Consider the following 20,741-nt stretch of genomic DNA (forward strand, 5'->3'; position numbering starts at 1 on the left):
TCAGTACCTACTCACTGTAAAGACGGTGGAGGGCAATATACCCCGCCACCGCGTCGCCCACCAAGGGGCTTAAATCCTCGTTGCGCGAGGCCAACTCGCGCACTTGGGTGGATGAAACCTGCATCGCCGGCATCGCCAGCTTCAGCATTTTGTTGGGTTCGGCGAGGACGATTTCCATGACTTCGGCCGAACCCTGAACTTCTTGACCCGCGCGTGCCGCTACCGCCAGCGTCACCAAACCTAACAAGGCCCGCCAGTCGCGCCAGGTGTGGAAACGCTCGAATTGATCCTGGCCAATCACCAGGAACAATTGCTCACGTGGATACACGGACTGACGAGCCCGCACGGTGTCGATGGTGTAGCTCGCCCCATCGCGTTCCAACTCGCTGTCGTCAACCGAAAACCTCGGCTCGCCCGCCACCATCAACTCGGCCATGGCACGCCGGTGCAAAGGCGCGGCCAAACCGCGGCCAGTCTTTTGCCAGGGTCGCCCGGCCGGCATCCACAGCACTTGATCCAAACCCAGCTGAGTCAAGGCGCAATGCGCCAGGCTCAAATGCCCCAGATGAGGAGGATCAAAACTCCCGCCAAACAGGCCGGTGCGGCCCGTTCCGCCGAGCTTTACAGCCATAGATGGGTGGCTGCTTCATGCGCCCAATCGCGCGGCCGCAAAAAGTCGCTGTACAACTTGGCTTCTTGCGTACCGACCTCGGGCACCCACTGATAACGCCATTTTACGATGGGCGGCATCGACATCAAAATCGCCTCGGTTCGACCACCCGATTGCAGGCCAAAAAGGGTGCCACGGTCGAAGACCAGATTGAACTCGACGTAACGACCGCGCCGGTAGGCTTGGAAGTCACGCTCGCGCTCGGTATAGGCCAGACCTTGGCGGCGTTCGACGATGGGCAGATAGGCCGGCACAAAAGCATCACCGACCGAGCGCAGCATCGCAAACGCGGCCTCGAAGCCACCCTCGGCGTAATCATCAAAGAAGATGCCGCCTATGCCACGCGGCTCGTCCCGATGCTTCAGATAGAAATACTCATCACACCAGGGCTTGAAACGCCCATACAACCCGTCGCCATGCGGCATCAGCGCCGCTTCGCAAGTGCGATGGAAGTGTTGCGCGTCACGCTCAAAGCCGTAGTAAGGTGTCAGGTCCATGCCGCCTCCGAACCACACCACCGGCTCGGCATCGACGGGGAAGGCCGCGAACATGCGCACATTCATATGCACCGTCGGCACGAACGGATTGTGCGGATGGATCACCAGCGACACGCCCATCGCCTCGAACGGCGCACCGGCCAGCTCGGGGCGATGCTGGGTCGCCGAAGGGGGCAAGACCCGACCCCGCACATGGGAGAAGTTGACGCCGCCGCGCTCGAATACCGCGCCGCCTTCGATCAGACGCGACAAGCCGTCACCCTCTAGCCGGCTGCCCGGCTCGCGGGTCCAGCCGTCACTTATGAATTCGCCGCCATCAGCCGCCTGCAAGGCCGCGACAATGCGCGCCTGCAGGTCAAGCAGATAGTCACGTACGAGTTGCGTATTCAACGCTTCACCGCCCGATAACCGATGTCTTGGCGGTACTGCTTGCCTTCGAACTGGATATTGACCAGGCTCTCATAGGCCAGCGCCTGCGCCTTGCGCACCGACTCGCCCAAAGCCGTCACGCACAGCACGCGCCCACCCGAGGTCAGCAACTGACCATCGACTTCGGCGGTGCCGGCGTGGAACACCATATGGTCCTCCGCATCGGCCGGCAAGCCGCTGATCGCGTCGCCTTTGCGGGGGCTGAGTGGGTAGCCGCCGGCGGCCATCACCACGCCGAGTGCGACGCGCCGATCCCATTGCAGTTCGACCTGATCCAGCGTGCCGTCGGTGGCATGCAGCAGCACCTCGAGCAGGTCGCTTTTGAGCCGCATCATGATGGGCTGCGTTTCGGGGTCGCCCATGCGGGTATTGAACTCGACCGTCCGCGGCTGGCCGGCCGCATCGATCATCAAGCCGGCATAGAGAAAACCGGTGAAGGGGATGCCGTCACGCGCCATGCCTTGGATAGTCGGCATGATGATCTCGTGCATCGCCTTGGCATGGACATTGGGCGTTACGACCGGCGCCGGCGAATAGGCACCCATGCCGCCGGTGTTCGGGCCTTCGTCACCGTCCTTGAGGCGCTTGTGGTCCTGGCTGGTGGCCAGCGAAACGACGTTCTTGCCGTCACACAAAACGATGAAGCTGGCTTCTTCGCCTTGCAGGAACTGCTCGATCACGACCCGCGCGACGCCTTCGTTGTGCACGACACCGAGCTTGTTGTCTGCCAGAATCCAGTCGATCGCCTCATGCGCCTCGGCCAGCGTCATCGCGACGACCACGCCCTTGCCGGCGGCCAAACCGTCGGCCTTGATGACGATCGGCGCACCCTGGGCATCCACGTACGCGTGGGCTGCAGCCACATCGCTGAAGACCTCGTAGGCCGCAGTCGGGATGTTGTGGCGCTTCATGAAGTCTTTGGCGAAGGCCTTGGACGACTCCAGCTGCGCGGCAGCCTTGGTCGGCCCAAAGATGCGCAGGCCACGGGCCCGAAACTCATCGACGACGCCGGCGGCCAGATAAGCCTCCGGGCCGACCACGGTCAGCGAGACCTTTTGCTCGACAGCAAAGTCGGCCAGCGCCTTGACATCGGTGATGGCGATATTGGTCAAACGTGAGTCACGCGCGGTGCCGCCGTTGCCGGGCGCCACATAGACCTGACTGACCCGCTCACCCTGAGCCAGCTTCCAGGCCAGCGCATGTTCGCGCCCGCCATTGCCAATTACCAAAACCTTCATGCGCAGACTTCCCTTTTCATTCGATCGGTCTAACGATCATTCGTTGATGTTGGCATTGCTGTAAACGGCCTGAGCATCGTCCAGATCTTCCAACATATCCAGCAGCTTTTGCATCCGCACCGCGTCGTCACCGCTCAACTCGACGGTGTTTTCGGCCCGCATCGTCACCTCGGCCACTTCGGCCTTCAGGCCGGCGGCTTCGAGTGCGTTCTTGACAGCCTCGAAATCGGCCGGAGCGGTCAGCACCTCGATGGCGCCGTCATCATCGGTGATGACATCCTCGGCGCCGGCTTCCAGCGCCACTTCCATGATCTTGTCTTCCGAGCTGCCGGGCGCAAACACCAGCTGACCGCAATGCTTGAACTGGAAGGCCACGGCGCCCTCGGTGCCCATATTGCCACCGCATTTGCTGAAGCAATGCCGCACTTCGGCGACGGTACGCACCTTGTTGTCGGTCATCGTGTCGATGATCACCGCCGCGCCGCCGATACCGTAGCCCTCATAGCGGATTTCGTCGTAGTGGATGCCGTCCAGATTGCCGGTCGCTTTGTCGACGTTGTACTTGATGCGGTCGGCCGGCATATTCGCGCCCTTGGCCTTTTCCACCGCCAAGCGCAGGCGCGGGTTCTCCTTGATATCGCCCCCGCCCAGCCTGGCGGCGACGGTGATCTCACGGATGATGCGGGTCCAGATCTTGCCGCGCTTTTCGTCTTGGCGGCCTTTGCGATGCTGAATATTGGCCCATTTGGAATGACCAGCCATGTGGCTCTTGCTCCTGCTGGGTCTGCTTTTAAGCGACCCACATTAGTTGGATAGACTGCAATTTTAGCTTTGAGCTCAGGGAACCCTCATGTCAGACCCGATTTTGCTGGCCAGCCACGGCCAAATTGAATGCCATCTGCTGCCAGCGTTAGCAAATCGGCACGGCCTGATCACCGGCGCCACCGGCACCGGCAAGACCATCAGCCTGCAAACCCTGGCCGAGAGTTTCAGCCGCATCGGCGTGCCGGTTTTCATGGCCGATGTGAAGGGTGACCTGACCGGCATTTCGCAGGTGGGCGCCCCCAGTCCCAAGCTCTTGGCAACGCTCAAAGAGCGCGGCATCGACGCCCCTGCCCCGCTGGCATGCCCGACCACGCTGTGGGATGTGTTCGGCGAGCAAGGCCATCCGGTGCGAGCCACCATCTCCGATATGGGCCCGCTCTTGCTGGCTCGCATGCTGGCCTTGAATGAAACCCAGCAAGGCGTCCTGCAGATGGTCTTCAAGATCGCCGATGACGCCGGCCTTTTGTTGATCGACATGAAGGATTTGCGCGCGATGCTGCAGCATGTCGGCGACAACGCCGCTCAGTTCACCACCCAGTACGGCAATGTCTCGGCCGCCAGCATAGGCGCGATCCAACGCGGTCTGCTGCAGATCGAGGCTCAGGGCGGCGACAAATTTTTCGGCGAGCCTATGCTCAATATCGCCGACTTCATGCAGACCGAAGCGGGCCTGGGCGTCATCAATGTGCTGGCCGCCGACAAGCTGATGAATGCGCCGCGACTGTACGGCAGCTTCCTGCTGTGGATGTTGTCCGAGTTGTTCGAGACCCTGCCAGAGGTCGGTGATCTGGATAAGCCGAAGCTGGTGTTTTTCTTCGACGAGGCGCATCTGCTCTTCAAGGACGCGCCGGCAGCCTTGATTGAAAGAATCGAACTGGTCGTGCGCCTGGTTCGCTCCAAGGGCGTCGGCGTCTATTTTGTGACGCAAAACCCGCTCGACATTCCGGACGCCGTGCTGGGCCAACTCGGCAACCGGGTCCAGCATGCGCTGCGCGCCTTCACGCCGCGTGACCAGAAGGCCGTCAAGGCGGCGGCCGACACCATGCGGGCCAAGCCTGGGCTGGACATCGCGACGGCCATCACCGAACTCGGCGTCGGTGAGGCGCTGGTCAGCCTGCTGGACGAGAAGGGCCGGCCCAGTGTGACCGAGCGCGTGTTCGTGCTGCCGCCGGGAAGCCAGATCGGCCCAATCTCGCCCGAGCAGCGCCAGGTCTTGATCAAGAACTCCTTGGTCGCAGGCGTGTACGAGGCCTTGGTCGACCGCGAGTCGGCGTTTGAAAAACTCAAGGGCGGGCCAGCCAACACGACCGGCACGGCCGCAGCGCCGGGCGGCAGCCAGTCCGCACCAACAAGTGACGACGATGGCGGCATGCTCGGCGGCCTCAAAGACTTGCTATTTGGCACCACCGGCCCGCGCGGCGGCCACCATGCGGGCCTGGCCGAGACGGCTGCCAAATCCGCGATGCGCACCATGGGCAGCTCGGTCGGCCGCGAAATTGTGCGGGGCGTGCTGGGCAGTTTGCTGGGTGGCAGCAGCAGTCGGCGCCGCTGAGCGGCGCTTCGCGCTGAGCGGCCGCGTTTGATCGCAAGCGGCTGCCCTTGCGCTGCCGCTGACTCAACAATGCGGGCATTGCCAATACAAACCAACGCCCAGCTCAACCATGCAAACGCCTGCCATCAGTGACATCTTCAGCCACATCCCCGCCTTTGTCTGGGCCATCTTGGCCTTGATCTTGGTCATGGGCCTGCTGCAAAGCCGCGACCAATGGATGGCCAGGCGCCGCTTGATGGGGGTGCCCACGATCTGGCTGGCCTATGGTATCTGGGGCGTCGTCAGCAGCTTCGGCTATTCGGCCACTGCGGTCTTGCCCTGGGTTTTGGGTCTGCTGGCCAGTCTGTCGGTGGTGCGCCGCAGTGGCTGGCCGACGGGCAGCCGCTTCGACAGCGCCCGCGGCCAGTTCTTTGTGCCCGGCAGCTGGCTTCCCTTGGTGCTGATGATGGGCATCTTCTTGGCCAAATTTGCCGTCGGTATGAGTGCGGCCATGCATCCGGACTTGCTCGGCAGACCCGAATTCATGGCCACTTTCAGCGCCACCTTTGGGGCCTTTGGCGGCGCATTTCTAGGCCGCTCGCGCAATATCCTCAACCGAGCAACTTCATCACAAAGCGGACAACTTGAAACACCCTGACCCCATGCCGACTCAGCGTACACCTGCCCCCATCGCCAGCAGCAGCTCAATTTTCAACTTTTGTAGCTACGCTGGCAGACGCGGCGTCTGGCTGATCCGCCAAATCTTGCTGGTGCTGGGCATTGCCTTGGCCTTGACCTCGGTCTTCATGCTTGTGGAAGGTGTCACCTGGTCGCGGATAGGCCGGCAATTTGCAAACGAATTTGTCTACACCCTGATGATCAGCGCCGCTTGTTCGAGCATTATCCAGACGCTGACCCATTTGGCCTCCTTGCTTCAGGCCCGTTGGCGCGCACGCAAGGATTTGCCACCCATAGCTTGGATAGGCTGGCCGGCCATGCTGGCCATCTTGCTGTGCGGCACACTGGCCGGCTACACCCTCGGTTTGGACGCAGCCAATTGGCTGATGGGCAACAACTACAAGAATCCTTTCAGTGAAGGCCTGCACAAAGGGCTGATCATGCTGATCATCGCTCTGGTGCCAGGATTGGCGATCACGTTTTTCTTCGTCACACGAGGTCACCTGGACGCCGCCAATCTGCGTGCCCAAACCGCGCAGCGCGTCGCCGCCGAGAGCAAACTGCGCCTGCTGGAGTCGCAGCTTGAGCCGCATATGCTGTTCAACACCCTGGCCAATTTGCGGGTGCTCATCGGCATAGATCCGTTGCGCGCGCAAGCGATGCTGGATCAGCTGATCGCCTTTTTGCGCGCCACCCTGAGCGCTTCGCGCAGCGCCAGCCATTCGCTGCGCGACGAATTCGCAAGGCTGCAAGACTATCTGGCACTGATGCAGATTCGCATGGGAAGCAGGCTGCGACCAATCCTGGACTTGCCGACTGAACTCGGTGACCTGCCCATCCCGCCCTTGCTCCTGCAGCCATTGGTAGAAAACGCGATCAAACATGGGCTGGAGCCTGCGATCGACGGCGGAGAGCTGCGCATTTCGGCTCGCCGTGAGGGTCCGGTGTTGCTGCTGGTCGTGCAAGACAGCGGCGTTGGCCTGACCCAGGCGGCAAGCGCCAGCAGTTCAAACGAAAGCACGCAGTTCGGCCTGCACCAAGTGCGCGAACGCCTCGCGACCCAATATGGCGCCGCAGCCAGTTTGGCGCTTGCCCCAACCGCCGACGGCGGCACCATCGTCACCATCCAGATTCCGATCCAAATCGCATGAAACCCACTGCCCTGATTGCCGAAGACGAATCCCTGTTGGCCGAAAGCCTGCGTCAGGAACTAGCGCGCCTGTGGCCGGAGTTGCAAATCGTCGCGATGGCCCCGCATGGCCAGGCGGCATTGGACGCCGCACTGCGCCTCTTGCCCGACATCTGCTTCCTCGACATCCGCATGCCGGGCTTGAGCGGCTTGGAGGCGGCGCAGGCGATGGCCGAGGACTGGCCGCAAGAGCAGCCATTTCCCCTGCTCGTTTTCGTCACAGCCTATGACCAATATGCTCTGCAGGCCTTCGAGCGCGCCGCCGTCGACTATGTGCTCAAACCGGTGCAGCCCGAGCGCCTAGCGCTGACCTGCCAGCGTCTGCAGGCGACCCTGGCCCTGCGGCCGGCCCACAACGCGGAGCAGCCGGCACAGCAAGCTGATGACAAGATCAATCAAGCCGTCGAGCAATTGCGCCTGCTGCTCGGCGCCACAGCACCAGCTGCTGCAGCGCCGCAGCCGCCCTTGCGCTTGCTGCAAATAGCGCAAGGCAGCGTCATCAAAATGCTCCCGGTCGAAGAGGTGCTGTACTTCGAAGCGGCGGACAAATATGTGCGCGTCTTGACCGCCGAGAAAGAGCATTTGGTGCGCATATCTCTGCGCGAGCTATTGCCCCAACTCGACACCACTCGTTTCTGGCAAGTCCACCGCAGCGTGGTCGTTCGCAGCGACGCGATTGACCGGGCCGTGCGCGACGAAGCCGGCAAGCTAAGCCTGCACCTGCATGGCAGCAAAGACCGCTTGAGCGTCAGCCGCATGTACACACATTTGTTCAAAGGCATGTAGCCCTGGACGGGGCTTGACGCTTAGACCGATAAAATCGGTGCAAACCTGCCACTTTGACGGCGCAGCCCCGCTGCCCTGCCCCTACCCGATGTCTCATCCGTCCGACGACAACAAGCCCGCCCTCAGCAACAACTTCCTGCGCAGCATCATCGAGCGGGACTTGGCACAGACTGGGCAGCCTGAGCGCCACTTCGCCGGCACGCCCGGCGACGCCGCCCACCACGCGGCCGGCCCGCTGGATGCGGCCAAGATCCGCACCCGTTTCCCGCCCGAGCCGAACGGCTATCTGCACATCGGCCACGCCAAGAGCATCTGCCTGAATTTCGGCATGGCGCGGGACTATGGCGGCATCTGCCATCTGCGCTTTGATGACACCAACCCGGAAAAAGAAGAGCAGGAATATGTCGACGCGATCCAGGAGATGGTCGCCTGGTTGGGCTGGGACTGGAACGCCGGTGGCACCTCGCACCTGTTCTTCGCGAGCAATTACTTCGACTTCATGTACCGCGCGGCGGAATATCTGATCACGGCCGGCCTGGCCTATGTCGATGAGCAAACGCCCGAAGAAATGCGCGCCAACCGCGGCGACTTCGGCCGCCCCGGCGTCAACAGCCCGTTCCGCGCTCGTAGCCCGGCCGACAACCTCGCCCGCTTCCAGGAAATGCGCGACGGCAAGCATGCGGACGGCGCCATGGTTTTGCGCGCCAAGATCGATATGGCCGCGCCCAACATCAATCTGCGCGACCCGGCGCTCTACCGCATCCGCCGTGCCACCCATCACAACACGGGCGATACCTGGTGCATCTACCCGATGTACACCTTCGCGCATCCGATCGAGGACGCGCTGGAGCGCATCACGCACAGCCTGTGCACGCTGGAGTTCGAGGACCAGCGGCCGTTCTACGACTGGTTGCTTGGCCATTTGGCCGAAGGCGGCTTGTTGGCCCATCCGCTGCCGCATCAGTACGAGTTTGGCCGCCTCAACCTGACCTATGTCGTCACCTCCAAGCGCAAGCTGCGTCAATTGGTGGACGAAGGCCATGTGGACGGCTGGGACGACCCGCGCCTGCCGACCCTGGTGGGCATGCGCCGGCGCGGCTACACACCAGCGAGTATTCGCAATATGGTCGAAGCCACCGGCGTGACCAAGAGCAATGCCTGGCTCGATTACTCGGTGATGGACGGTTGCCTGCGCGCCGATCTGGAAGGCAAGGCCGCGCGCGCCTGCGCGGTGCTGGATCCGCTTAAATTGAAGTTGACGAACTGGGCCGAACTGTTCGGCAGCAGCGACCATGTGGAGCGCAGCAGCGCACCGGCACACCCGCAGCTCCCAGAGCTAGGTCAGCGTGAATTCGGTCTTGGCCATGAGGTCTGGATCGAACGCGATGACTTCATGGAAGTGCCGGTCAAGGGCTATCACCGGCTCTTCCCCGGCAACAAAACGCGGCTGAAATATGGCTATGTGATCGAGTGCACGGGCTGCGAGAAAGACGCAGCCGGCAATATCACCGCCGTGCTCGCCACTGTCGTGCCCGACACCAAGAGCGGCACACCAGGCGCCGATGCGGTCAAGGTCAAGAGTGCGATCACCTGGGTCAGCGTGCATGAGGCGGTAGCAGCGGAAGTGCGCTTGTATGACCGCCTGTTCACTGTCGAGCAACCGGACGCCGGCGACGCCGATTTCCTCAGTTTCATCAACCCGCAAAGCCGCCGCGTAGTGGCCGGCTACCTGGAGCCTTCACTGGCCCAGGTGGTGGCCGGGACTCACTTCCAGTTCGAGCGGCATGGCTATTTCGTCGCCGATCGCATCGATCATCAATCAGGCAAACCGGTCTTCAACAAGATCACCGGGCTGAAGGACGGCTGGTCGAAGTAGATCGGCTGATTCAATCCTCGCGAACCTGAATCACCGGGTTCGCGTACTCATGACCGACCACGGCACGGGCGAACAGATAGTTCTCCAGCGCCCTGGCGCTCAGCACATCCAACATCACATCGCCATGCGCGTCGCAGGGGAAGGCCAAGGCCTTGCCGGAATGAAAGAGTGACTGGAAACGCAATTCAAACTGGTCGTTAGATTGCGGAGCTTGAGCGATTTTTTGCTTGATGCTGCTTTGCATGAATTGGGTGTCCATCTTGTGTACTCCGGAGCTGTCACCATGATCTCGGTCTGCATGTTTGAAGACTAGACCCCATCTGAGGGGGTGACCATGTGCATACGTCTCGAAATAACGTCGGATGAACACTTGCGGTGGACTAGGACTTTCGCTGACAAAAAAATGTCACACAAGCGGGCAGCAAAAAAAGTCTATCAGTCGGCCAGATCGGCCAAATCAGCCATGCGGCGCACCTTGGCCTTGCGCCCCTTGATCTTGCCCTCGGACAGGCGCTTGACGGCCTCGCGGGCAATGCTGCGCTCCACCGCCACATAGCTGTGGAATTCGGTGATATTGATCTTGCCGACCTGCTCGAATTTGAACCCGGCCTCACCGGTCAGCGCACCCAAGATGTCACCAGGCCGGATTTTCTCCTTGCGCCCGCCCAGAATCTGCAGCGTGTCCATCGGCGGCTGCATGACATTGCCGGGAGCGGGGATCAAGGTATCCAGCTTTTGCCAGACGAAGGCATAACCCTGCATCTGTTCGATGCGGCCGATGCGGCCCATCTCGTCCAGGCTGGCCAGGCTCAGCGCCAGACCATCGGCGCCGGCGCGGCCGGTGCGGCCGATGCGGTGGGTGTGCACCTCCATATCGGGCGTTACTTCGACGTTGATCACACATTCCAGCTGGGCAATGTCAAGGCCGCGTGCGGCCACATCGGTCGCCACCAAGACTGAGCAGCTGCGGTTGGCAAACTGAATCAAGACCTGATCGCGGTCACGCTGCTCCAAGTCGCCGTGCAAGGCCATCGCGACGAAACCCTGACCTACCAACACATCGACCAGATCCCGGCATTGCGCCTTGGTATTGCAAAACGCGATCGTACTGGCCGGGCGGAAGTGATTCAGCAGCAACGACACCGCATGCAGGCGCTCGTCTTCCCTAACTTCAAATGCCAGCTGACGAATACTGGTCGGCGCCTGTAGCGCAGACGCATTGAGCTTGACCTCCTTGGGGTCACGCATGAACTGCGCGCTCAATTTGGCGATGCCTTCCGGGTAGGTGGCCGAGAACAGCAGGGTCTGGCGCTTCTTCGGTGCTTGTTTGGCGACCGTGACGATGTCGTCAAAAAAGCCCATGTCCAGCATGCGGTCGGCTTCGTCCAGCACCAGCGTGTTCAGCGCGCTCAAGTTGAGGCTGCCGCGCTCCAGATGGTCCATCACCCGGCCCGGCGTGCCCACCGCAATGTGGCAACCAAAGCCTAAGCTGTCCATCTGCGGCTTCATCGGCGAGCCGCCGCAAAGCGTCAGGATCTTGATATTGTCGGCGGCACGCGCCAGACGGCGGATCTCCTGCGTCACCTGATCGGCCAACTCGCGGGTTGGGCACAGCACCAAGGCCTGCACGTCAAAACGCGCCGCGTCGAGCTTGTGCAGCAGCGCCAGGGCGAAGGCGGCGGTCTTGCCGCTGCCGGTTTGGGCCTGCGCGATCAGGTCCTGCCCCGCCAGCGCGAGCGGCAGGCTGGCGGCCTGGATCGGCGTCATTTCGGTGTAGCCAAGCTGGGCCAGATTGGCCTGCATGGCGGCGCTCAAGGGAAGTTGAGCGAAGGATAGCTTATCGTTCGAGGATACGTTCAGAGGTGCGTTCATCGCCCGATTATCCCTGCTCCCCCATTCAATGCGGGAAATCCCGGTATTGCGATGCTTGAGGGGCAACGCAGGGCAGATCCAAAGTGAATTTGCAGCCCGCACCGGGCGCACTTTCAACCGAAACACGCCCGCCCAGTGACTTGGTGACCAGACTGAACACCGTATGCAGGCCCAGACCATTGCCGCCTGAACCCAAACGCGTGGTGAAGAATGGGTCGAATATGCGCGGCAGGCTTTTAGGGTCAATGCCCTGGCCGTTGTCGGCGACCACCAATTGCACCCGTTGACCGGCGTCGTACAAAGTGGCGCTGATCACCGTGCAGCCCGCTTTTTCAAGCTGATGGGCATGCACCAAGGTATTGCCGACGAGTTGGACCAAAACCCGCTCCAAGTCACCGGGCCAGCTGTCCATCACGATGCCCGCCGGGATTTCGGCAACGAGTTGGTGAGGCGTGACGCGGAACTGAGGCTGCAAGGTTTCCACCAACTCCTCCACCGTCGAGCGCAGCTCGAACTGCCGGCGCTGGCCGCTGGTTTGATCCCCCGCGATTTGTTTGAAACGGGACACCAATTCTGCCGCACGGTGCAGATTGCGCATCAACAAGGCACTGCTTTCCCTGGCCATTTCAAGATAGCTCGTCATGCTGGAGCGGCGCACCGTGCCCGCCTCGACTTCCATAGCCAGCGAGCCTGCACCGTCCTGCAGCGTCGACGCCACCACCAAGCTGTTGCCAATGGGCGTGTTCAGCTCATGCGCAACGCCGGCAACCAAGGCGCCCAGTGAGCCCAGCCGCTCATTGCGGACCAACTCGTCCTTGGTCTTCTGCAGGGTATCGAGCGTCTCGCTGAGTTGCTGATTGGCGTCGGAAAGCGCGGCCGTGCGCCGCGCCACCCGCAGCTCCAAGTCCTGGTTGAGCGAGGCCATCGCGCGCTGCGCCTGTACCCGGGTTGATATGTCAATCAAGCTGAACTGGACCAAAGTTGCGGTCTCGGAATCAAAGCGATCCAGATGCACTTCCGCGTCCCAAGGCGGCTGCCCCGCGCGCAAGAACTGCATCTCGAACACGCTGAGCTCGCCCGCCAGCGCTGCCGCTATGCGCTGCTCCAGCAAGCTTGCCGAAAGCTCGCCATCGGCCTGCTGCAAGGGCGCGACCTCGGCCGGCGTCAAGCCCAAGAGCTGCTGAGCTTGTGAAAAGCCAAAAACCTCAACCGCCACCCTGTTGCAATCAACAAAGCGCATGGTTTGCGGATCCAACACACCTTGCGGCAAACAGGACTCGCGAAACAAGAGCTTGTTATAGGCATTGCTGGAGCGCAGCAAGCGTTCGGCACGCCGGCGCCGGCTGTCGCGTTCAACCAGCGCCAGCAAATCGGCCAATTCGCCGGCCACCGCAATCTCGTCGCTGCTCCAATGCCGCCTTGCCCCGCGCTGCTCCAGGCAGACAAAGCTCAGTTGAGCGGACTGGCTGGAACCGGCCGCCACCCATAAAAATGAATGTGTGCCCTGTGCGCTCAGATCCGCGACCTGGCTGCGACTGAGCCGTGTTTCATGGGCCACATCGTTCACCTGCACATAGCGCTCGCCACCTAAGCGCCAGGCAGCCAAACCGGCCGCAGCCGCGGCCGAGCAACTGCCCGCCGGCGCCAGCAGCGCGCCGTCACAAAAAACCGCCAAAGCCAGCGGCGGCGACTCCTGTTGCGCCGACTCCGACTGTTCTGCATGCTCTGCCTGCATACACACACTGACGCAGCTTAGCGCCAAGAGCTGCGCAAAAGTCGCCGCCGCCAACTGCGCCAAAGCCTCAACATCGGCATCGTTTGCGGCGGCGGATTTCGCCAGGCTCGACAGCGCCATTTGATAGCTACGAGCGCGCTCAAAGCGGGCCAAGGCCGCGCGCCTGCCGGCCTCCAATTCGACGTTTTGTTGCTCGATGGTGTGGATCAGCAAATTGAAGGAACGCGCCAAGTCCATCAGCTCCAAGGGTCCCATCTCACCGGCTCGCAAGGCGTAATCACGCCGCACCACGATCTCGTTCGCAACGGCGCTCAACTCAGCCAAAGGTTTCGAGATCAAACCCTGCATGCGCATGGCCACCCCCAGCGCCAGCAGGGCCGCCAGCAAGACCACCCCGCCTTGCAGCTTGACTTGATACCAGATGCGCTGATGAACCGCATCCAGCGATGACTCGATCACCAGCAGCGCCAGCTTTTGATCATCCAGCTGGATCGCATATCGAACCCGCAGTGCATCCGCCTGAGAAGTCAAAACCTGCTCATCCGAAGCGACATGCACCGGGCAAGCCTGATCATGGCGACGACTGAAGCTGGCAAACAGCTCGCCCGCGTCGCCATACAAGCAGGCCGAGTTGACATGTTTGACCGCTTGCAAGGCGGCCAGATTCTCTTGCGCGGTCTTGCTGTCATCGAAGGCGATCGCTGCGGTGCTGCGATTGCCCAGCAAGGCGGCAATGCTGCTCAACTCATCGCCCAGCGCCTCACGCGCACCGCGCGCCTCGTACCAGATGTGCATCACGCTGGACAGCAGCAATGTGCCCACACATACCGCCATGATGAGCGAAACGCTCAGGCGGCTGATCGGCATTCTGGCCAGGGCCTTCAAGGCTGCTCCTTGGCACTGCCGACCAGGCGCGCGGCAACTTCCAGCAGCTTGGCACTGGGCCTCAAATTGGCCCTTCTGAGCACCTCGATGTTGATCTCCATACGCAACTTGCCGCCCTCAAGTATGAAGCCGACACCGCCGCCATAATCAACAAACTGCTCGGCAGCACTGACCGTCAGCACCGGCAGATCGGCCAGACTGCTCGCCAGCTCGGTGACGGTCTTCTTCGCTGCCGCATCGAGATAAACAATCTGGCAAGCCCTGGCTTCACGCGCAGATGCCGGGTATTGCAGCGCGATGGGCCGATTGCCATGCTGTCGGGTCGCCAGTTCACGCAGGCTTTCGCCGAAGGGATTGCTGCCCAGCACGCAAATCGTAAAGGCACTGTCCGCACCGCCCGCAGCCGGCTGCGGCCACTCGACAAACTGGCTGATGCGGTAGAGAAAAGCCGCCTTGAGCCTGTACTCGCTATAGCCGGCTTGTGCCTCTGGCGCTGCGGCCGCCGGCAGCACCGGGCAACAACACAGCCCGGCGGAAAGCAAAACACCCAGGCCGCGACGCAGGCCCTCGCGGCGGCCATCGGCGCTAAGACTCAAAACGCCATCCGGAAATCGACCCGCCATTCCCGCCCCGGCATCGGTGAGTCGCCCTGTACGGCGGTCGAATCCGTCGGCTCCGTGGCCAACGCATCCAGAGCATTTTTCAGCCCCAGGGAAGCGGACCAGGCCGCTCCCGGCGTTTGCCAACGCAGGCCCAGGTCCAGCAAGGCGTAGGCGGGCAGCTTGGCGCGCAGGTCACCGCTCTCGCGCGGCCGCGCCCCTATCCAGCGCGCTTGACCATTGAAAGTCAGCGGCGCAATCAAGCGCTGATCGAGGCTCAGATTGACGCTGTGACGCGGCGCGAACGGTGCCGCCTGACCTTGCCCGTCGCGGGCGCGTTGATAGGCGTAGTTGAAACCCAGACGAGACTGTTCGCCGGGACGCCAGTCCAATTCCAACTCGACCCCGGGTGCAGACAATTCGCCAACATTGCGGTAAACGCCTGACACCAGCCGAATCAGGTCCTTCATTTGGTAATAGAACACCGCCAGGCGCGGATTGAAGCTGGGGCCCAAGGTCCAATCGGCCTGCCATTCAATGGTGTCAACGATCTCGGGCCGCAAGGTCTTGGAGCCCAGATTGACCGGATTGGAGGCGACATATTGCTCCTTCATCGACGGCGCGCGGAAGGCACGACCATATAGCCATTTGCTCACCAGGTCGGGCGAATGCCGCCACACCAGGGACGCGCGCGGATTGACGGTGGAGCCAAAATCGCTGTAATGATCGGCCCGCACACCGACGGTCATTTCTGCCGCTTCGTTCAGACGCCAAACGTCTTGAATCGACGCATAGCGATTATTCCGGCTGAGGTCGGGCGCATACACATAAGGCGTGTCAGTGACGTCGACGACCACGCCGGCCTGACCGCCATTGCTGAAGTTCTTGGCCTCCCAAGCATGAAAGGTCTGTCGGCTCGCCCCCAGCGCCAGCCGCAGGCGGTGGCCGTCCCAGCCGGCGTAATGCGATTCCCAGTCGAGCCGGTAACTGTCTTCGCCCGAGCCCGGGTTGCCGATCACGCCGTCAACAAATTTGTACAGCTGGGTTTCGCCGGGGCCAAACAAGTCACCCCGGGCAGTGACCGGCAAAACCGCGCCGGCCGGGAAGACGCGGTACTTGGCATCGAACCAGTAATTCATCCAGGATGCCCGCAGCACCGACCGCAGCAGCTCGCTGCTGCCCGGCAACTGCCAGCGCAGCTCGCCCAGCGACTGGCGCACCTCGGTGTTGGAGCTGGGGTCCAGCGCGCCACCGGCGCCCCAGGCATTGCCCATACGGTCGGCGCGGTAGTGCCACAAGCGCAGTTGCAGATCGGGGCGCGCAAATTCGGCATGCAAATTTGTCAAGCGGTATTGGGTGTCCAAGGCACCGGGTGCCAGCGAGGCCTGGCTGCCGAAGATGGCATCAAAGTCGGTTTGCTGATCGCCGCTGACGCGTCGGCCCCGGTCGCCATCGGTGCGCTGCGTCTCGGCCGCCAGCATCACACCCCAGTCCGCAAGTTTGCTGGTCTTGCGCGCCCATGCTCCGCTGGACCCAAACGCACCGCCGTTGATGCCGGCCGCTGTTTCCGGCTCGTGCAAAGGGTCGCGCGTGACGATATTGATCACACCGGCGAACGCATCGGCGCCGAAGACGGCCGAGCCCGGTCCCCGCACAATCTCAATCCGGTCCACGCCCGCCAAGGGCATGCGCACACCGGCTCCCAAGGCGCCGGTAAACACCTGGTTGATCGGCACATCATTGAGCGTCACCAAGACCTGCGGATTGTCAAAGGTGTACATGCCGCGAATGGAGAACAGCGGCTGCCGATTCTTCGGCGAGATATGCAGGCCGGCCACGCCTTGCAGCGCCTCCTCGAGCGTCAGGGCGCCCATCGCTTCGATCTGCGCGGCGGTGACGACCGAGACGATCGCAGGCGCCTCGCGGGCCGTCATCTTGAAGCCGGTGGCGCTGCGCACTTCCAGCTGGGACAAGGCGTCGATGTCCAGATCCAGCAAAGAGGCGGCGTGAACCTGTTCTGTAGTCGTCACAGCCAGACCGAGCAAGCCGATCAACTGCAGCAATCGATGGTGCTTCATGATGGACCAACCTCGACGAAGAGCCAGAGGCCAAGTCTATAGCGCCAGCCAGCAAAGTGGTAAAAATACCTTTGAGGTCGCAGTCAGCTGCTCGGCCGAGCCCCAATGCAGGCTTGACCGCATCAACCGCCGGCGCGTTTCACCTGCCACTTGGGCTCTTTCTTCTTCAACAACTCGAGCACCCGCTCGCAGTGGTCGCCCTGCACCTCGATCACACCGTCCTTGACCGTGCCGCCGGAGCCGCAGGCCGTCTTGAGCTCTTTGCCCAAAGCCGTCAAACCGTCGGCGTCCAGTGGCACGCCCTTGACCAGGGTGACGCCTTTGCCTGCGCGGCCCTTGGTCTCGCGCGAGACGCGCACGACGCCGTCGCCTTTGGGAATGACCGGCCGGCCGCAGCGGCAATCGGCTTTGGCCTGGCGGCAGTCGGGGCAAGTGCGCCCCGCATCAGTGGAATAGACCAGGCCGCTGAGTGCGCCCAATGCGCCCAGGCCGGACAAGGTTTTGGTGGGTTTCATGGTCTTGCCTCCGCTGGCTTGCCGAACAGCTGCAGATGCAGCTCAAAGGGTGAATTGATGGTGCGCACGCGCAGATAGGCTTCTTCGGCCTCGGGGTAGCGGCGACGCAGATAGTGCAACCATTGCTTGAGCCGCCCAGCCTGATGTTTGGCCGGCATATGCACCATCACCTGACCCCAGAACAGCTGCATCAAGGGCAGCAAGGCCTGCCAGCTCAAGGCCGCTGCGCCGGGCGAGCATATTGCCAGAGCCAAGCCAGGATCGGCCACCATGCCGCGCCCCAGCATCAGGGCGTCGCAGCCGGACTGCTGCAAACAGGCTTGCGCGTCGGCCGCCGTCCAGACCTCGCCATTGGCGACCACGCTCACCGCCACACACGCCCTGACCGCATTGATGCGATCCCAGTAGGCAGGCGGCTTGTAGCCATCGGCCTTGGTGCGGGCATGGATCACCAATTCCTCGGCGCCGCCGTCCACCATCGCCTGCGCACATTCGAGCGTGCGGGAATCGTCCATATAGCCCAGCCGCATCTTGGCCGACAGCGGCATGCCCGCCGGCATCGCACGCTTGACCGCACTGACGATTTGCAAAATCAGCTCGGGCTCATCCAATAGCACCGCCCCGCCCCGATGCCGGTTGACATTCTTGGCCGGGCAGCCAAAGTTCAAATCAATCCCGGCCGGCTTGAGCGCTGCCAATTTTGCTGCGTTCTCCGCCATGCAAACCGGATCCGAACCCAGCAGCTGCGCGCGCACAGGCACACCGGCCGGCGTCAAACCACCATTCAGCAACTCGGGCACGATGCGCGTGAATACGCGGTTAGGCATCAGGCGATCGGTGATGCGAATGAACTCGGACACACAGCGGTCGATGCCGCCGACGCGCGTCAGCACATCACGCAGCATATGGTCCAGCAGGCCCTCCATCGGTGCCAACAAAATCATGTCGCCTCCTGGGCGGCAGAGATGTCTTGCTGGGTCAGATACAGGCGCAGATCGAATTCCAGCTGCCCGTAACTGGGCTCCATATGCTGGCAGAGCTGATAAAAAGCCTTGTTGTGATCGAGCTCCTTCAGATGCGCCAATTCGTGCACGACGATCATCTTCAGGAACTCGGCCGGAGCCACTTTGAACAGGCCTGCGATGCGGATTTCGCGTTTGCTCTTGAGCTTGCTGCCCTGCACCCGCGACGCGCGGGTATGCGTGCCCAGCGCATGCTGAATGACCTTGAGCTTGGCATCAAAGCAGACCTTGTTCAGCGGCTCTGCATTGCGCAAAAAACGCTGCTTCAGCTCCTGCGTGTAGTCGAACAAGGCCTTGTCGCTGCGCACGGCGTGGCCCACCGGATAGCGCCGATTCAAAACCTCGCCCAGGCGCCCTGCGTCAATCAAGGCCTGCACCTGCTGCAGCGTTTCGGCCGGGTAACCGACCAGATACTTCAAAGGCTTCACGCAGACCTCAAGTGCTTGCGGCTACCGCGTAGTTCTCGCCCACCCAGGCCTCAAAGCGCGCGCACATGGCGGCTTCACCCGCGCTGCTGTCGGCCAGCAACTGCTCGCCGTGGACGATACGAATCTGCGCATCGAGCGCCGCCGGCACCGCCTCGGGATAGTGGCGCGTCGCCGCAGCGGCCAAGCTGGCCTGCGCCTGGGCCCAGCAAGACTCGACCGACTGGTTGCAGGCCTCGGCCAGATAGCGGGCCGAGAAGCCCTCGCCGGTCAGGCTGCGCAGCGTCGCGTCATGATCGATGCTATTGCCCGGTTGCCAATAATGCTGGGCCAATTGCGGGCCAATCGCCACGTTATCGGTCAAAAAGCCATGCTCGCGCAAAAAGAAGGCTCGGGTTTGATAGACCGCCATATGGGCGAGCAAATAGCCCTGGTAGCTGGCGGCAGACTCTTGATTGAGCAGATGCGGGATCGCCAGCATCGGGCGTGGGCTGACGACACCCAAGACCCTGATCTCGGTCGCGCGAGCCAAGGCCAGCACGGCCTCGGCCGTCAATTCCTCATCAGCCATGGCATAGAGTGCGGCTTCAAAATAAGGCACGACCGCAATCGAGCGCTCATCAAATGCGCGCATCGGCTGGCTGCTGGCGATGCGGTCATGGATCAGCTGATCGGGTATGGCTTCACCGGCCGCATTCTTGGCATAACGCTTGAGCCAATCGGCGTCGCCGAGCAGGCTGTCGCAAAACATCGACTGTGTCTCGGCATAGGCCATCGAGGTTGGCGCGAACTCTTGCGAGAAGCAAGGCGAGTTCTGCGCCACATTGGCGAAATGCGCGGCATGCCCGCCCTCGTGGAACAAGGTGTTGATGGCGCGCAGCCCGCTGCCCATCTGATCGGGCTTGGCCTCGGCGGTGAAATTGATCTGGCCCGGCACCCATTCGCCCCGCTCGTTCACATAGCTGGGCACAGGGCCATGGCAAAAGCCGTTTTGATACTTGCCCTTGCGCTCCAGCAGATCCAGCTGCATGGTCGCCCCCCGGTACTGAATGCCCAGGCGCCGAAACGATTCGACCCAGCGCCGCAGTGCCGGCCCGAAAGGCATGTATTCGTCCATGCGGCGCACAACATCGCCGCTGGAATAAAAACGCAGATTCCAGGGCGCCAGCGCGCCCTCGCCATGGGCGGCCTGCAAATGACTCAGTGTGCGGGCATGCGCCTCGTCAGTGCGTGCAACAAAGTCATCCAGAATGCCTGTCAGCTGCGCCGGCGTCATGCGCTCGTTCTTGCGCAGCTTGAGTTCAAAATAGTTATCAAAGCCCAGCGCACGCGCAAAGCGATTGCGCAGTTTGACCAGCTCTAAAAAGCCATTGGCCAAGACCCAATGCTCGATCTCTTGAAATCCCGCAAAAGAGCTGCGTCGGCAGGCCTCGACCGGGTTGGTCGCCAGATTGGTGGCCAGCATGGTCAGCGAGGCCACCTCTGACTGGCCATGCTGATTCAGATGTGTAGGCTGCAACTCGCGCTTGTTGGCAAACAAGGTCGCCTCGGCTTGGATGATCTCGCTCATCAAGGCGCGCGCGGCGTCGTTGTCGATGATATTGGCCTCAAACAGCGCCAACCAGCCATTCAAACCTTTCAGCAGTTGCGGATCCTGCTCGGCCTGCGGCAGCGCTTGCAGTTGGGCGAGATGGGCCCGCGTTGCACTCAATTTGGCCGGGTCGGAGATGAAATTCTTATAGGCTTGTTCGGCCGCGGCAAAGCCAGCCTGATCAGCACTGGTGGCCATATAGGTGGCCCAAAACAAATCCTCTTTGGTCTTGTGAACCGCGTTGTAGTCGGTATTGAGTTGCTGGAAAAATGCGCGCGCTGTTTGTGGGCCGGTCTGCAT

The 20,741-nt window shown here is 62.0% G+C and carries 18 protein-coding genes; 5 read left to right on the forward strand and 13 right to left on the reverse strand.

Annotated features, from left to right (window positions below; translation table 11 throughout):
* Positions 1–7: 7 nt before the first annotated feature.
* The 4 genes from nadD to LNV09_RS12305 are packed head-to-tail and all read right to left on the reverse strand — an operon-like array spanning position 8 to position 3,596.
* Entirely contained in the window at positions 8–631 is a 624-nt protein-coding gene (gene nadD, locus LNV09_RS12290) for a nicotinate (nicotinamide) nucleotide adenylyltransferase (RefSeq protein ID WP_263557369.1), read from the reverse strand.
* Positions 622–1,557 (reverse strand): oxygen-dependent coproporphyrinogen oxidase, encoded by a 936-nt coding sequence (hemF, locus tag LNV09_RS12295; protein ID WP_263557370.1) that lies wholly within the window; start codon positions 1,555–1,557, stop codon positions 622–624. The genes nadD and hemF overlap by 10 nt, the downstream gene beginning before the upstream one ends.
* Positions 1,554–2,834 (reverse strand): phosphoribosylamine--glycine ligase, encoded by a 1,281-nt coding sequence (purD, locus tag LNV09_RS12300; RefSeq protein ID WP_263557371.1) that lies wholly within the window; start codon positions 2,832–2,834, stop codon positions 1,554–1,556. The genes hemF and purD overlap by 4 nt, the downstream gene beginning before the upstream one ends.
* A 36-nt stretch (positions 2,835–2,870) precedes the next feature.
* Positions 2,871–3,596: a YebC/PmpR family DNA-binding transcriptional regulator gene (locus LNV09_RS12305; protein ID WP_263557372.1), complete on the reverse strand. Its 726-nt coding sequence runs from the start codon at positions 3,594–3,596 to the stop codon at positions 2,871–2,873.
* Between the two features lie 88 nt (positions 3,597–3,684).
* Here LNV09_RS12305 and LNV09_RS12310 point away from each other — a divergent pair, with 88 nt between their 5' ends.
* The 5 genes from LNV09_RS12310 (at position 3,685) to LNV09_RS12330 (ending at position 9,719) form a co-directional block, all read left to right on the forward strand.
* Positions 3,685–5,211, forward strand: coding sequence for a helicase HerA-like domain-containing protein (locus LNV09_RS12310; RefSeq protein WP_263557373.1), 1,527 nt, complete (start codon positions 3,685–3,687; stop codon positions 5,209–5,211).
* A 109-nt stretch (positions 5,212–5,320) separates the two neighbouring features.
* Complete coding sequence (locus LNV09_RS12315; RefSeq protein WP_263557374.1) at positions 5,321–5,848, forward strand: DUF6622 family protein; 528 nt, start codon at positions 5,321–5,323, stop codon at positions 5,846–5,848.
* Positions 5,849–5,852: 4 nt separating this feature from the next.
* Complete coding sequence (locus LNV09_RS12320) at positions 5,853–7,019, forward strand: sensor histidine kinase (RefSeq protein ID WP_263557375.1); 1,167 nt, start codon at positions 5,853–5,855, stop codon at positions 7,017–7,019.
* Positions 7,016–7,843: a LytR/AlgR family response regulator transcription factor gene (locus LNV09_RS12325; RefSeq protein WP_263557376.1), complete on the forward strand. Its 828-nt coding sequence runs from the start codon at positions 7,016–7,018 to the stop codon at positions 7,841–7,843. Before LNV09_RS12320 ends, LNV09_RS12325 begins: the two co-directional genes overlap by 4 nt.
* A gap of 88 nt (positions 7,844–7,931) precedes the next feature.
* Positions 7,932–9,719 carry a glutamine--tRNA ligase/YqeY domain fusion protein gene (locus LNV09_RS12330; protein ID WP_263557377.1) on the forward strand — a complete coding sequence of 596 codons (1,788 nt, stop codon included), beginning with the start codon at positions 7,932–7,934 and terminating at the stop codon, positions 9,717–9,719.
* Between the two features lie 10 nt (positions 9,720–9,729).
* Here the strand turns inward: LNV09_RS12330 and LNV09_RS12335 are convergent, their stop codons facing one another.
* From LNV09_RS12335 to LNV09_RS12375, 9 genes are all read right to left on the reverse strand, one after another.
* Positions 9,730–9,978, reverse strand: coding sequence for a hypothetical protein (locus LNV09_RS12335; RefSeq protein WP_411969276.1), 249 nt, complete (start codon positions 9,976–9,978; stop codon positions 9,730–9,732).
* A 176-nt stretch (positions 9,979–10,154) separates the two neighbouring features.
* Complete coding sequence (gene dbpA, locus LNV09_RS12340; RefSeq protein ID WP_263557378.1) at positions 10,155–11,591, reverse strand: ATP-dependent RNA helicase DbpA; 1,437 nt, start codon at positions 11,589–11,591, stop codon at positions 10,155–10,157.
* A 25-nt stretch (positions 11,592–11,616) separates the two neighbouring features.
* On the reverse strand, positions 11,617–14,193 hold the full coding sequence (locus LNV09_RS12345; protein WP_263557379.1) for an ATP-binding protein: 2,577 nt from the start codon (positions 14,191–14,193) through the stop codon (positions 11,617–11,619).
* A gap of 14 nt (positions 14,194–14,207) precedes the next feature.
* Complete coding sequence (locus tag LNV09_RS12350) at positions 14,208–14,807, reverse strand: YfiR family protein (RefSeq protein ID WP_263557380.1); 600 nt, start codon at positions 14,805–14,807, stop codon at positions 14,208–14,210.
* Positions 14,804–16,888, reverse strand: a complete 2,085-nt coding sequence (locus tag LNV09_RS12355) for a TonB-dependent receptor plug domain-containing protein (RefSeq protein WP_263557381.1) — start codon at positions 16,886–16,888, stop codon at positions 14,804–14,806. Before LNV09_RS12355 ends, LNV09_RS12350 begins: the two co-directional genes overlap by 4 nt.
* A gap of 122 nt (positions 16,889–17,010) precedes the next feature.
* A complete protein-coding gene (locus LNV09_RS12360; protein WP_263557382.1) occupies positions 17,011–17,403 on the reverse strand; it encodes a translation initiation factor Sui1 in 393 nt (130 codons plus the stop codon).
* Positions 17,400–18,347, reverse strand: coding sequence for a tRNA dihydrouridine synthase (locus LNV09_RS12365; protein ID WP_263557383.1), 948 nt, complete (start codon positions 18,345–18,347; stop codon positions 17,400–17,402). The genes LNV09_RS12360 and LNV09_RS12365 overlap by 4 nt, the downstream gene beginning before the upstream one ends.
* Positions 18,344–18,853, reverse strand: coding sequence for a M48 family metallopeptidase (locus LNV09_RS12370; protein ID WP_263557384.1), 510 nt, complete (start codon positions 18,851–18,853; stop codon positions 18,344–18,346). The genes LNV09_RS12365 and LNV09_RS12370 overlap by 4 nt, the downstream gene beginning before the upstream one ends.
* A gap of 7 nt (positions 18,854–18,860) precedes the next feature.
* Positions 18,861–20,741, reverse strand: a complete 1,881-nt coding sequence (locus LNV09_RS12375) for a M3 family metallopeptidase (RefSeq protein WP_263557385.1) — start codon at positions 20,739–20,741, stop codon at positions 18,861–18,863.

This window comes from Paucibacter sp. B2R-40, assembly GCF_025717555.1.
Taxonomy (GTDB): domain Bacteria; phylum Pseudomonadota; class Gammaproteobacteria; order Burkholderiales; family Burkholderiaceae_C; genus Paucibacter_A.